Annotated in this window: 12 protein-coding genes; 6 read left to right on the top strand and 6 right to left on the bottom strand. The window is 67.8% G+C overall.

Translation table 11 applies throughout. The features are described 5' to 3' along the window. On the bottom strand, positions 1-937 hold a 937-nt coding region (gene recA / locus Q1W68_RS05745; protein ID WP_300715836.1), incomplete at its 3' end, for a recombinase RecA. Between the two features lie 135 nt (positions 938-1,072). Between recA and Q1W68_RS05740 the strand changes: the two genes are divergently transcribed. The 3 genes from Q1W68_RS05740 to Q1W68_RS05730 all read left to right on the top strand — a co-directional run bounded on the left by Q1W68_RS05740 (position 1,073) and on the right by Q1W68_RS05730 (position 3,880). Next, positions 1,073-1,600, top strand: a complete 528-nt coding sequence (locus tag Q1W68_RS05740; RefSeq protein WP_300715834.1) for a MarR family transcriptional regulator — start codon at positions 1,073-1,075, stop codon at positions 1,598-1,600. A gap of 110 nt (positions 1,601-1,710) precedes the next feature. Further along, on the top strand, positions 1,711-2,385 hold the full coding sequence (locus tag Q1W68_RS05735) for a response regulator transcription factor (protein WP_300715832.1): 675 nt from the start codon (positions 1,711-1,713) through the stop codon (positions 2,383-2,385). Between the two features lie 52 nt (positions 2,386-2,437). Beyond that, on the top strand, positions 2,438-3,880 hold the full coding sequence (locus tag Q1W68_RS05730; RefSeq protein WP_300715831.1) for a sensor histidine kinase: 1,443 nt from the start codon (positions 2,438-2,440) through the stop codon (positions 3,878-3,880). Positions 3,881-3,901: 21 nt separating this feature from the next. Here the strand turns inward: Q1W68_RS05730 and Q1W68_RS05725 are convergent, their stop codons facing one another. Beyond that, a complete protein-coding gene (locus Q1W68_RS05725) occupies positions 3,902-4,549 on the bottom strand; it encodes a glutathione S-transferase family protein (RefSeq protein WP_300715830.1) in 648 nt (215 codons plus the stop codon). A 104-nt stretch (positions 4,550-4,653) separates the two neighbouring features. Next, positions 4,654-7,620 carry a DNA topoisomerase III gene (locus Q1W68_RS05720; protein WP_300715828.1) on the bottom strand — a complete coding sequence of 989 codons (2,967 nt, stop codon included), beginning with the start codon at positions 7,618-7,620 and terminating at the stop codon, positions 4,654-4,656. A gap of 178 nt (positions 7,621-7,798) precedes the next feature. Here Q1W68_RS05720 and Q1W68_RS05715 point away from each other — a divergent pair, with 178 nt between their 5' ends. The 3 genes from Q1W68_RS05715 (at position 7,799) to Q1W68_RS05705 (ending at position 9,937) form a co-directional block, all read left to right on the top strand. Next, entirely contained in the window at positions 7,799-8,257 is a 459-nt protein-coding gene (locus Q1W68_RS05715; RefSeq protein ID WP_300715837.1) for an SET domain-containing protein-lysine N-methyltransferase, read from the top strand. A 94-nt stretch (positions 8,258-8,351) separates the two neighbouring features. Beyond that, positions 8,352-9,155 (top strand): biotin--[acetyl-CoA-carboxylase] ligase, encoded by an 804-nt coding sequence (locus tag Q1W68_RS05710; RefSeq protein ID WP_300715827.1) that lies wholly within the window; start codon positions 8,352-8,354, stop codon positions 9,153-9,155. Next, positions 9,149-9,937, top strand: a complete 789-nt coding sequence (locus Q1W68_RS05705) for an SPOR domain-containing protein (protein WP_300715826.1) — start codon at positions 9,149-9,151, stop codon at positions 9,935-9,937. The genes Q1W68_RS05710 and Q1W68_RS05705 overlap by 7 nt, the downstream gene beginning before the upstream one ends. Before the next feature lie 7 nt (positions 9,938-9,944). On the opposite strand, the gene Q1W68_RS05700 is transcribed toward Q1W68_RS05705, so the two are convergent. The 3 genes from Q1W68_RS05700 to Q1W68_RS05690 all read right to left on the bottom strand — a co-directional run. Continuing rightward, complete coding sequence (locus Q1W68_RS05700; RefSeq protein WP_300715825.1) at positions 9,945-11,831, bottom strand: S8 family serine peptidase; 1,887 nt, start codon at positions 11,829-11,831, stop codon at positions 9,945-9,947. Between the two features lie 118 nt (positions 11,832-11,949). Further along, on the bottom strand, positions 11,950-12,849 hold the full coding sequence (locus Q1W68_RS05695) for an alpha/beta fold hydrolase (protein WP_300715824.1): 900 nt from the start codon (positions 12,847-12,849) through the stop codon (positions 11,950-11,952). 21 nt (positions 12,850-12,870) lie between these two features. Then, positions 12,871-13,304, bottom strand: a 434-nt coding sequence (locus Q1W68_RS05690; RefSeq protein WP_300715822.1) for a TetR family transcriptional regulator C-terminal domain-containing protein, incomplete at its 5' end; no start/stop codon positions are given.

Below are 13,304 nucleotides of genomic sequence, written 5' to 3'. Positions count from 1 at the left end.
TGTCGCGGCCCTGGCCGATCTTCTCGCCGTTGTAGGCGTACCAGGCGCCCGATTTTTCCACCACGCGGTGCACCACGCCCAGGTCCAGAATCTCGCCCTCGCGGCTGATGCCTTCGCCGAACAGGATGTCGAATTCGGCCGTCTTGAAGGGCGGTGACACCTTGTTTTTCACCACCTTGACCTTGGTCTCGTTGCCGATCGCTTCCTCGCCCTTCTTGATGGTGCCGGTGCGGCGGATGTCCAGGCGCACAGAGGCGTAGAACTTGAGCGCATTGCCGCCGGTGGTGGTCTCGGGGCTGCCGAACATGACGCCGATCTTCATGCGGATCTGGTTGATGAAGATGACCATGCAGTTGGTCTTCTTGATGTGCGCGGTGAGCTTGCGCAGCGCCTGGCTCATCAAGCGGGCCTGCAGGCCGGGCAGCGAGTCGCCCATTTCGCCTTCGAGTTCGGCCTTGGGGGTGAGCGCGGCGACCGAGTCGACCACGATCAGATCGACCGCGCCGGAGCGCACCAGGCTGTCGACGATTTCGAGCGCCTGCTCGCCGGTGTCGGGCTGGGAGATCAGCAGGTCCTGCAGGTTCACGCCGAGCTTTTGTGCGTACTGGATGTCCAGCGCGTGTTCGGCGTCGACGAAGGCGCACTGGCCACCGAGTTTCTGCATTTCGGCGATCACCTGCAGCGTGAGCGTGGTCTTGCCCGAGGATTCCGGGCCGTAGATCTCGACCACCCGGCCACGCGGCAGGCCGCCGACGCCGAGCGCGATGTCCAGGCCGAGCGAGCCGGTGGAGACGACCTGGATGTCCTCGATCACCTCCCCTTCGCCCAGCCGCATGATGGTGCCCTTGCCGAACTGCTTCTCGATCTGGGCCAGCGCGACCTGCAAGGCCTTGGCTTTTTCGCTGTTGAGGGGATTGGGCTTGACGGCTGCGTCCATGGGGGCTCCTGGGCTGGTTGGAAGGGTTGGCAAAACCTGTGTGGTTGCGTACAGGCTGGATGCTTGAACAGCAGTTTACAGGTGCATTGAAATCAAACAACCTGATATTTGGTCAGTTTGCCTTACCATTTGCCCATGGTCGACAACACCCCCGAATTCCCCGCCGAACCCGACGACCGCTGGCGCGGCGGTCACCTGGGCCGGCTCATGGGTCTGGCGCTGCGCCGCTTCGACGAGCGTGTGCTCAGCCTGATGGCGCACGACGCCAACGTGCCACTCGCCCTCTCGCACCTGGCGGCGCGCGCGCAGGTGGGCGCGGCCCACATCCACATCACGCGCCACCTCGGCCTGCACGGCTCGCGCCTGACCGAGCTGGCGCACCAGGCGGGCATGAGCAAACAGGCCATGGGCGATCTGGTGACGCAGTGCGAGGCCTGGGGTCTGGTGCGGCGCGAGCCCGACCCGCGCGACGCCCGGGCGCGGCGCATCGTGTTCACCGACACCGGCCTGCTGTGGCTGGAGGCGTTTCGCACAGCGGTGGCGCAGGCCGAGTCCGAATTCCGCGCGCAGGTGGGCGACGCGGTGGCCACGGTGGTCGCGCTGGGTCTGGAGGCGTATGGGTCGGAAGCGACCGGTGCGCGCGCGGCCGTGCCAGCCCGGTGAAACCCTGCCTTTCCAGCGGCTGCAGCGCGGGGTATGCGACCTAAAATGACTTTGGCCTGAAACACACGGCCCCACAACAACGCTGCTTGATCAGCCCAGGAGACTTCCCCATGCGCATCCTGATTGCAGAAGACGACCAGGTTCTGGCCGACGGTTTGTTGCGCAGCCTGCGAGCGGCCGGCGCGGCAGTGGACCACGTGTCCAGCGGCAACGAGGCCGACGCCGCGCTCATGACCAACAACGAGTTCGACCTGTTGATCCTCGACCTCGGACTGCCCAAACTGCACGGCCTGGAGGTGCTCAAGCGGCTGCGCTCGCGCGGCTCTGCGCTGCCGGTGCTGGTGCTCACCGCCGCCGACAGCATCGAGGAGCGCGTGAAAGGCCTGGACTACGGCGCCGACGACTACATGGCCAAGCCGTTTTCGCTGCAGGAACTCGAAGCGCGCGTGCGTGCGCTCACGCGCCGCGGCATGGGCGGCAGCACCAACACCATCCGCCACGGCCCGCTCGAATACGACCAGGCCGGCCGCGTGGCCACCATCGACGGCAAGATGGTCGAACTCTCGGCGCGCGAACTCGGCCTGCTGGAGGTGCTGCTGCAACGCGCCGGACGACTGGTCAGCAAGGACCAGCTGGTGGAGCGGCTGTGCGAGTGGGGCGAAGAGGTGAGCAACAACGCGATCGAGGTCTACATCCACCGCCTGCGCAAGAAGATCGAAAAGGGTCCGATCCGCATCGCCACGGTGCGCGGCCTGGGCTACTGCCTTGAAAAAATCGCCGGCTGACGGACGGGTCTTCAGCGAGCCGCTGCCACCGGTGGAAAGCCGGTCGGCACCGATGCCCTTCGGGCTGTTCCAGCGCGAACAGCGCAGCCTGTTCGGCGAAATCCTCGACTGGATGCTCACGCCGTTGCTGCTGCTGTGGCCGCTGTCGCTGGTGCTCACCTGGTTCGTGGCGCAAGGCATCGCCAGCAAACCCTTTGACCGCGCACTCGAATTCAACCTGCAGGCGCTCACCCAGTTCGTGGTGCGCGAAGACGAGCAGATCACGTTCAAACTCAACGCACAGGCCCGCGACCTGCTGCGCGCCGACGACAGCGACCTCGTGTACTACCAGGTGCTCGACCCGCGCGGCACGTTGATCAGCGGGGAGCTGGATTTCCCGCTGCCACGCGACAGCGAAGCCCCCGAACCCGGGCGCGTGCTGCTGCGCGACGACGTGGTGCGCGGCGACGAGGTGCGCGTGGCCTACACCTGGCTGGCCCGCAACGACCCCCAGCGCCTGGTGCTGATGCAGGTGGCCGAGACCAAGGGCAAGCGATCGACGCTGGCCGCCGAAATCGTCAAGGGCGTGATGGTGCCGCAGTTCGTGATCCTGCCGCTGGCGGTGCTGCTGGTGTGGCTGGCGCTGGTGCGCGGCATCCGCCCGCTCAACGAACTGGAGCAGCGCATCCGCGCGCGAAAGCCCGACGACCTGAGCCCGATCGAGGAGTCGTTCATCCCGCAAGAGGTGGCGCCGCTGGTGTCCTCCATCAACGACTTGCTGACGCGCCTGAAAGCCTCGCTCACCACGCAAAAGCGCTTTCTGGCCGACGCCGCGCACCAGCTCAAGACGCCGCTGGCGGGTTTGCGCATGCAGGCCGAGCTGGCACAACGCGAAACCGATCCGCTGGAAATTCGTGGATCGCTGCAGCAGATTGCGCGCTCCAGCGCCCGCGCCACGCACACGGTCAACCAGCTGCTGGCGCTGGCCCGCGCAGAAACCACCGGCCGCACACTGCCCAGTGCGCGCATCGACCTGACGCAACTGGTGCCCGACGTGGTGCAGGACTCGGTGCCCCGCGCGCTGGAGGCCGGCATCGATCTGGGCTTCGAGGGCCCCGACGACATGCCCGACGACTGCCTGATGGACGGCAATCCGACGCTTTTGCAGGAGATGGTGCGCAACCTGGTGGACAACGCGATCCACTACACCGGGCAGGGCGGCGTGGTCACGGTGCGCGTGCTGCTGGACCGCTTCAGCGGCGTGCAGATCCTTCAGGTGGAGGACGACGGCCCGGGCATTCCCGAGAACGAACGCGAGTTCGTGATGCAGCCGTTCTACCGCGCGCTGGGCACCAACGTCGACGGCTCCGGCCTGGGTCTGGCCATCGTGCTGGAGATTGCGCAACAGCACGGCGCCACGGTGTCGATGGAAGACGCCCACCCCGAACGCGGCCGTCGCGGCCTGCGGGTGTCGGTGCGCTTCACACCGACCAAGCCGCAGGTCGTGCAGGAATAGCGGCTGTGCGGTGTGGCCGGCTCAGGCCGGCTTGTACACGTTGAGCTGCAGCTTCTCGCGCTCGATCGCGCGGGCCACGCCGGGCAATTCGGCGAAGCGCTGCACCAGCTCCCAGGTGGCCGGGAAATCCACCGGGTTGATGCCCGCATAACCGCCCCAGCGCAGCAGCGTGAGCGCGTACGCGTCCAGGGCCCCGGGCCGTACACCCACCATCCAGGGCGCGGCTTTGGCGGCCAGGGCTTCGATCTCGCCCAGCAGCTCGCGGTAACGCGCCGCGCCGAATTCGCGGATGGCTTTTTGCGCGGCCTCGTCGTCGGTGAACTTCTGCGGCATGAACACGTGGGTGAACGTGGGGTGCACCGTGTTGTTCATCCAGGTCAGCACCTGCAGGGCACGCGCACGCTCCAGGCCCGTCGGCGGCAGGATGCCCGCCATGGGCAACTTCTCGTCCATGTACAGCAGGATGGCCACGATCTGGGTGACCACCTCGTCGCCGTCGACCAGCACCGGCACCTGGCCGCGCGGGTTGAGCGCCAGGTACTCGGGCGAACGCTGCTCGCCCTTGTGCAGCTTGACCATCTGCGGCTCGAAAGCCACTTCGGCAAGTTCGAGCATGGCGTGCGGCACGAAGGAACAGGCGCCGGGGGCGAAGAAGAGTTTCAGGCTCATGGGATGGTCTCCATTCAAGTGTCAGGAATCCGGCGCCGGGCCGCCCCAAGCCGGATTGCGCCCCCTCGGGGGGCAGCGACCCGCGAAGCGGCGGAGCGTGGGGGCTAGTTCAGGTGCGGACTCAAGAGGCCCGCGATTTCAAACATGGTCACTTGCGGCTTGCCGAACACCGCTGCCAGCTTGGCGTCGGCGTTCACGCGGCGCTTGTCGCCCGCGTCCTGCAGGCCGTTGGCCTTGATGTAGTCCCACAGCTTTTTCACCACCTCGGGGCGCGACACGGCGCCCTCGCCGATCACCGCGGCCAGCGCGGCGCTGGGCTGTTTGCCGGTGGCGGCGGTGGTCTTGCGCGGGGCCTTGGCCGCCTTCACGGCGGGCGTTTTCTTCGCTGCGGCTTTCTTGGCGGGCGCGGCCTTGGCGGCGGTCTTCTTCGCCGGGGCACCCTTGGCCGGTGCGCCAGCCGCCGTCTTGCGCGGCGGGAACTTGGACGGCGCGAATTCAAAGTTCACCTTGCCCGCCTCCTTGTCCCAGGCCAGGAAGGCCTTGAACGCGCGGCGGGTGCGCATGGACACGAACTTGTCGAGCAGATCCGTCTTGCCGGTCTCCAGCAGCTTGCTCATCTGCTCGCGCGCCACCGGCTGCTGCAGGATGATCTTGCCGCTCTTGAAGTCGCAGGTGGGCGTGGGCTGCTGCTCGGTGGGCACCGAGCGGATGCACACGTAGTTGCTGCCGTGCTCGTGCACCGCGCCACCGCACTTGGGACAAGCGCCCAGCGCTTCACTGGCGCTGAAGTCCACGATCTCGCCGCTTTCTTCGCCCTTCTTGTCGTCGCCAAAGTCGAACTCGAGCTTCCAGTTCTGGTCGTCCTCGCTGTACTTGAGCACGATCTCGGCCACGAAGGGCCAGCCCGCCTTGGAGCGAAAACCGTCGAGCGGGCCGATCTTCTTGTCCTTGAGCAGCAACTCGGACTCGTCGGGCTCGAAGGTGCGACCCGCGGGCGACTTGCCGAACGAAAAACCGCAGCCTTCGCTGGCGCCGTCTTTGCCGGTGCAGGTGTAGCGGCGGTAGTTTTCCTTCACCACGCCACCGCAGTTCGGGCAGGGCGTGGCGAGCGTGGCGTAGTTGCCGGGAATGGTGTCGCGGTCGTATTCCTTGGCCTTCTTCACCATGCGCTCGGTCATCTGCGCGATCTCGGCCATGAAGGCGCTGCGGCTGAGCTTGCCGTGCTCCATCTGCGCGAGCTTGTATTCCCACTCGCCGGTGAGTTCGGCCTTGGAGAGTTCTTCCACGCCCAGGCCGCGCAGCAGCGTCATGAGCTGGAAGGCCTTGGCGGTGGGAATGATTTCGCGGCCTTCGCGGAACATGTACTTCTCGGTCAACAAGCCTTCGATGGTGGCCGCGCGCGTGGCGGGCGTGCCCAGGCCTTTTTCCTGCATGGCCTCGCGCAGCTCGTCGTCGTCGACCAGCTTGCCCGCGCCTTCCATCGCGCCGAGCAACGTGGCTTCCGAATAGCGCGCGGGGGGTTTGGTCTTCAGGCCTTTGCTCTCCACCGACTCGGTGCGCACGGTCTCACCTTCGCGCACCGGCACCAGGTTCTGGCCTTTGTCGCCTTCCTTGGCGTCGGCGACGTCTTCGGCCGCTTCCTTGCCGTACACCGCCATCCAGCCCGGCTTCACCAGCACCTTGCCTTCGGTCTTGAAATGGTGGCCCACCGACGAGGTGATGCGGGTCGTGACCATGAACTCGGCGCTGGGGAAAAACACCGCAAGAAAGCGGCGCACCACCAGGTCGTACAGCTTCTGCTCAGCGTCGCTCAGGCCGCTGGGCGCCTGCAGCGTGGGAATGATGGCGAAGTGATCCGACACCTTGCTGTTGTCGAAGATGCGCTTGCTCGGGCGGATGTAGTTGTTGTTGAGCGCGGTGAGCGCGTGGGGCGCGAGGTGCTTCATGCCGCTGTCGGCCAGCATCTCGAAGGTCTGCTTCACCGTGGGCAGGTAGTCCTCGGGCAGGGCGCGAGAATCGGTACGCGGGTAGGTCAAGGCCTTGTGGCGCTCGTACAGGCTTTGCGCCAGCTGCAGCGTGGTCTTGGCCGAGAAGCCGAAGCGGCCGTTGGCCTCGCGCTGCAGGCTGGTCAGGTCGTACAGCAGACCGCTGGCCTGTGTGGTGGGCTTGCTTTCATCTTTCACGCTGGCGGCCTTGCCGCGCACCGCGTCGGCAATGGCCAAGGCCTCGCGCTGGCTCCACACGCGGTCGGCGCGTTGCTCCAGATCGGCGTCTTCACCGGTGGGTTTCTTGAAGGCCGGGTCGAACCACTTGCCCGGGTACTCGCCGGCCTCGGCCAGGAAGCTGGCGTGGATTTCCCAGTAGTCGCGGCTGCGGTGGGCGCGGATCTTCTCTTCGCGCTCGACCACGATGGACAGCGTGGGCGTCTGCACCCGGCCCACGGTGGTCAGGAAGAAGCCGCCGTCGCGCGAGTTGAACGCCGTCATGGCGCGGGTGCCGTTGATGCCGACCATCCAGTCGGCTTCAGACCGGCTGCGCGCCGCATCGGCCAGGCCCTGCATCTGCTCGTTGGTGCGCAGGTGCTCGAAACCGTCGCGGATGGCCGCGGGCGTCATGGACTGCAGCCACAGGCGCTGCACCGGTTTGCCGAGGCTCTGGTAGCTGCCGCCCTTCAAGCCACCGGCGTACTGCTCGATCAGGCGAAAGATCAGCTCGCCCTCGCGGCCCGCGTCGCAGGCGTTGATGAGCCGGGCCACGTCCTTGCGTTTGGCCAGCTTGACCACCGCGCTCAGGCGCGACTTGGTCTTGTCGATCGGCTTGAGTTCAAAGTAGGGGGGCAGCACCGGCAGGTGGGCGAAGCTCCACTTGCCGCGCTTGACGTCGAATTCTTCCGGCGCGGCAATCTCCACCAGGTGGCCCACCGCGGAGGTGACCACGTACTGGTCGCTCTCGAAGTGGTCGTCGTGCTTCTCGAACTTGCCCGCCACCGGGGTGAGCGCCCGCACGATGTCCTGGGCCACGGACGGCTTCTCGGCAATGACCAGCGTTTTGGCGGAACCTTCAGTTTTCATCTCTACAATCAACTTTCCACGCGCGTGTACACGCGCACATGGGCACGCGCACACTCGCGCGCACCTGCATGAAACAACCTTACCAAATAATCCGGCCGTGACGAAAAGCCCCAAAAAGTCGACTGCGCCCGCCGAAAAACCCGCGCCGGCCGGGAAGCCGACCGGCGCTGGCCGGCGCATCCAGACGCGCAAGTCGGGCGTGCACGGCCGAGGGGTCTACGCCGTGGTGGACCTGGCCGAGGGCGAAACCCTCATTGAATATGTGGGCGAGGTGATCACCTGGGACGAGGCCCTGCGCCGCCACCCGCACGACCCCACCGACCCGAACCACACCTTCTACTTCCACATCGACGAAGCGCACGTGATCGACGCCAAGCACGGCGGCAATTCGGCGCGCTGGATCAACCACAGCTGCGCGCCCAACTGCGAAGCCGAGGTGGACGAAGGCCGGGTGTTCATCCGCGCGCAGCGCAACATCAAGGCCGGCGAAGAGCTGTTCTACGACTACGGCCTGGTGATCGACGAGCCCTACACGCCCAAGCTCAAGGCCGAGTACCCCTGCTGGTGCGGTGCGAAAAAGTGCCGCGGCACCTTGCTCGCACCCAAGCGCGCAGGCAAAGCCTCCAAGCTGGGCTGAATCATGGCCCCCACGCTCCACCGCTGCGCGGGTCGCTGCCCCCCAAGGGGGCTGATCCGCCTTGGGGCGGCCCGGCGGCGGATCGTTTCTGCTCATGGCTGACTCGCTGATCCGCTACGCAGAAGCCGTGTGGCTGGCCATTGAGCCCAGCCTGCCCGGCTTCACGGTCGAGGTGTTGCCCAGCATCGACTCCACCAGCAGCGAACTCATGCGCCGCGCGCGCAGCGGCCTGATGGAGCCGGTGTTGCTGGCGGCCGAAGACCAGACGGCGGGGCGCGGACGCCTGGGCAAGGGCTGGCACAGCAAGCCCGGCCAATCGCTCACATTTTCCCTGGCGATGCCCCTGGCACCACAGAGCTGGTCGGGCCTGTCGCTGGCGGTGGGGGTGAGCCTGGCGCACAGCCTGCACCCGGACGTGCGCCTCAAATGGCCCAACGACCTCTGGCTGCACCAGCGCAAGATCGGCGGCATCCTGGTGGAAACGGCCAGCACCGGCGAGGCCGGTCAGGGCCAGCGCATGGTCGTCATTGGCGTGGGCATCAACGTGGCGCGGCCCGAGGTGTCGGCGGTCGCCGCGCTGGTGCCCGATGGCTCGGCGGTGACAGCCATGGCGCCGGCCGGTTTGTCCGAGGTGCTGGTTGGCATCACGCCGGGCGAGGTGCTGGAGCGCGTGGCGCCGGCGCTGGTGCAGGACATCCTGGCGTTCGCCTCACAGGGCTTTGCCGCCTTTGCCCAACGGTTTGCCCAGCTGGATGCCTTGCAAGGTCAGCCGGTACAGCTGTCGGATGGCACACGCGGCACAGCCTGCGGTGTGAACGAAGACGGCGCCCTGCAGGTACTCACCGAACGTGGCATGCAGACAGTGACCAGCGCTGAAGTGAGTGTCCGACCATGCTGAAGTGGGCCGTGTGGCTGCTGGTGTTGGGCAATGCGGGCTACTTCGCGTGGTCGCAAGGTCACCTGGACACGCTGGGCCTGAAGCCGGCCGAACAACGCGAGCCGCAGCGCCTGGCGCAGCAGGTGCGCCCCGAGGTTTTGCGCCTGCTCAACGGTCCCCGGGCCGACGCTGCGCCCGTGATGGCCGCGCCGGCACCGGCACCGGCACCGGTGGCGCCACCGCCGCCAGCGCCCGTTGCGCCCGAACCCGCCGCTGCGGCCCCCATTCCCGCTCCCAATCCCCCTCCCACGCCTTCACCCACAGTAGCGGTGGCGGCGGGCAGCGGTCCTCGCGCCTGCTGGCAGGTGGGTGGATTCACCAACGATCAGGCCGAACTGCTTCGCGCCGAACTCGCGCTGTTGGGTCTGCCCGCTTCGGGTTTCGCGTTCACCGAAGTGCGCAGCGGGGGCCGCTGGATCGTCTACATGGGCCGTTACGACAACCAGCAGCAGGTCGACCGCAAGAAGGACGAGCTGCGTGCGCTGGGCGTGTCGTTCCGCGAGATCACGGCACCGGGGTTGGCTCCCGGTCTGGCGCTGGGCACCTATTCCAGCGAGGCGGCGGCCCAGCAGGCCTTGCAGCGGGCCGAGCGCGACGGCATCCGCACGGGCAAGGTGGCGCAGGAGCGGGCCGAGAGCCAGAGCGTGAGCGTGCGCTTGCCCGCGATCACCGAGACGCAGCGCGCCGCCATCGACGGGCTGGGCGAAGCCATGGCGGGCAAGCGCCTGCAGCGTTGCGGCTGACGGGCCTTCAGGCCTGCCGCCTTGCGCGGCGCTGCTGCCAGCACACAGCCAACACCCAGGCCCACAAGGCCACGCCCCACAACACGCTGGTGGAGCCACCACCGCCGCCACCGCTGGTGGCCGGATAAGCCGCGACGACGGTCACGGTGTCGCGACCGCTGCGCGCGGTGGGCGTGAAGTCATCGGTGACGGTGAGGCGGAACACATAGGTGGCCTGCGCGTTGGGCAGGCTCACGCCCGCCACCGCGGTCGATGCATCGGAGATTGCCACCGTGGGGCCGCTGACCTGGGTCCACTGGTGGCTGACGATGTTGAAACCGGAGAGCGCGACGCTGGCCGAGCCGTCGAGCGAGATCGCGGTGCCCGGGGTCACGGTGCCGATGGGCGAGATGACGGCCGCCGGCCCCCGGGCGAGTTGCACCGACGTGGACGCATCGAGCAGGCCGGCGCCGCAGGTGGTGGTGGTGCAGTTGCACAAACCACTGGTGGGCAAGGCGCACTGGCCGTACCCGGCGTCGACATGGCCACGCGCGGCAGCGGCCTGCTTCATCCGATCCATCAGCGCGCTGGGTGTCAGCGCGTCGTTCACGTCCAGCATGAGGCTGGCCACGCCCACGGCCTGCGGCACGGCAAAACTGGTGCCTTGTTTGTAGCCGTAGCCGTTGCTGCCCGGCAGGGTGGTCCCGGCGTTGTCGGTGGAGAGCAGCAGGTTCACGCCGCCCGACTCGTCGGAGCCGCCTGGCGCCGACAACGCGACCTGTGGCCCGAAGCTGGAGTAGCTGGTTTTGGCGCCGTCCTTGCGCACCGCCGCGACCGTCATCACGCGCTGGCAATCGGCCGGCCGCTGCAGGGCGCCGCTGCCGTTGCCCGCAGCCACCACCACGAGCGCACCCGCGTCGGTGGCGGCGTTGATGGTGTCCTGGTAGAGCGCGTTGCAGGGTGCATCGCCACCGAAGCTCAAGTTGATGACACGGGCCGGGTTGTTGTTGGTCGGCACGCCCGCCACCGGCAAGCCAGCGGCCCAGCGCACGCCGTCCAGCAGATCCGACACCAGCGCGCCGCACTTGCCCGCCACCCGCACCGGCAGGATGCGCGCACCCCAGTTGATACCGGCCACGCCCATCCCGTTGTCCGTGGCGGCGGCGATCTGGCCAGTGATGAAGGTGCCGTGCCACGAGCTGTTGGCCACGTCGCAGGTCGCGTACGTGGGAGTCTGTGCTTCGGCAGAGGTCACCCAGTCGCCCGGGTCGCTGGCGTCGCCGTCGCGCCCGCCGCCATCGTTGGCCACGTCGACGTCGCTCACCAGGTCGTAGCCCGGCAGCAGACGCGGGCCCAAGGCCATCAGGTCCGGGTGGTCGAACCGCACGCCTCCGTCAACCACGGCGACCACGACCGGCGGGCCCACATCGCCCTTGGTCAGGTTCCAGGCGTTGGGCAGGTTCATGGCAGCAAGGTTGCCCACGCCAGGCACCTGCAAATGCCACTGGCTGCTGAAATTCGTGTCGTTGGGCGTCACGGTCTGCAAGCGTTTGACCAGCACATTGGGCTCGACCCAGGCCACGTCGGGGTGCAGGCGCATGCGGCGCATCGCGTCTTCCAGGGAGCGTCCGCGCAGGGGCCGCTCGAATGTCAGCAGAGCGGCGTTGCCCGCTTCGCCGGCCTGCCGCGCGTTCAGCCCCACGTCGCGCGCAATGCGCCTCGTGCGTTCACGGGTCTGGTCGGAAGCCGCTTTCCAGCGTGCCCGCGCCCGCTCGCGCTCGTTGGCGCGCGGGCTGCGGTCGATCTGCTCGGTCTCGGTGTCGGTCGCCGAAGCGCGGTAGCCAATGATCAGGCCCTGGGCTGGCACGTCGACGCCTTGCGCCAGCACCGGCGCGCAGGCCAGCAGGGCCGCCAAGCCAACGGTGAAGCACCGGTTTTTGTATCCGAGATGTAAAAGCATCCCGGTTTGTAGCACGGCCCCGCGAGCGCTTGCCACCCCATTTGGCGCAGGTTCTGAGAGGGTGTTGGCCGCTTCAGACAACCGCTGAACGGCGCTGCGTTTGTGCGGAAAACCAGTCCAGCGCGTTGTTCCACAGCGGCTGCGCTTTGGGCCTGAAATAGCCCATGTGGCCGATGGCGCCCAGGCCTTCGCGCCGGGCGTCGAGCGTGACGCTGCGCACCTCGGCGTTGCGGTAGCCGGCCATGAAAGCGTCGCGCGAGGCCGGGGGCGCCCAGGCGTCGTCCAGCGCGTTCACGGCCACGATGGGGAAGCGCACATCGTCGAACCGTTCGGTGGTGGCCTGCATGGCCGGGTCGTCGAAGAAGTAACGCGGGTAGCGGCACCACTGGCGCCACTGGCGGTACACGTCGATCGGCAGGTCCTCGCCCATGCCCAGGCGGCTCCAGGGCAGGTACCCGGCCAGGCGCGTCCACACCGGCCCGAGCACGCGCCACATGAAGAGCACGCGCAGGCGCTCCAGCGGTGGCATCCAGCCGTGCCAGCCGGCACCGGTGGCGAAGGTGTAGGCGCCGTCCACCAGCGTCGGGTCGGGCAGCAAGCCCAGGGCATGGCCACCGTAGGAATGCCCCACGAGGTAGAGCGGCATGCCCTCCTGGCGCATGGCCTGCACACCGGCCGCCAGGTCCAGGCGACCCCAGTCGAGGTAGTCCATGCGAAAGCCCTTGAGCGTGCTCGGGGCCGACTGACCGATGCCCCGGTAGTCCAGCGTCAGCACATCAAAGCCGCGGCGAGCGGCGTGTTCGGCAAAGCGCTTGTAGAAGCCCTGCGGCACGGCGGTGGCACCGCCCACCACCAGGTGGCCACGCGGCGGCGCGGGGCTGCGAAAGCGGTGCGCCACCAGTGGGTAACCATCGGCGGCGGTGAGCGTGAGGCGCTCGATGCGCACGTCCTGCGGGGAAGTGTCGGTGGTCATGAAAGTCTCCAGTTCGGTCGATCAGGCCGGCGGGCGGGGAGCAAGCAGCGACAGCAGGGTGTCGGTGGCCTGTGCGATGGGCGTGGTGCTCTGGGCCACGCGCGCCTGCAGCAGCCCGCCTTCGTAGGTGGCCACGATCAGGGCTGCGATGCCCTGTGCCCGCGCACGGGGCTCCCCGTGCGATTCCAGCGCTTGCGCAATGCGCTCGCGCAAGGTGGCAAACGCCCGCGCCAGGGCCTCGCGCAGGGCGGCGTCATCGGGCGTGGACTCCAGCGCCACGGTGGCCAGCGGGCAGCCCGATTCGAAGCCGCTGTCGCCCAGCCGCGCGGTGGCGCCCGCCATCCAGCGGCGCGTGGCCTCGATCGGGTCGGGATTGCTGGCCAAGAGTGCGTCGAGCCCGCGCAGCATGCGCGCCACCACATCGTCGATGGCGGCCACGGCCAGCTCGGTCTTGC

Source organism: Hydrogenophaga sp. (assembly GCF_030158645.1).
Taxonomy (GTDB): domain Bacteria; phylum Pseudomonadota; class Gammaproteobacteria; order Burkholderiales; family Burkholderiaceae_C; genus Hydrogenophaga.
This window is presented reverse-complemented; position numbering and strand designations above follow the sequence as displayed.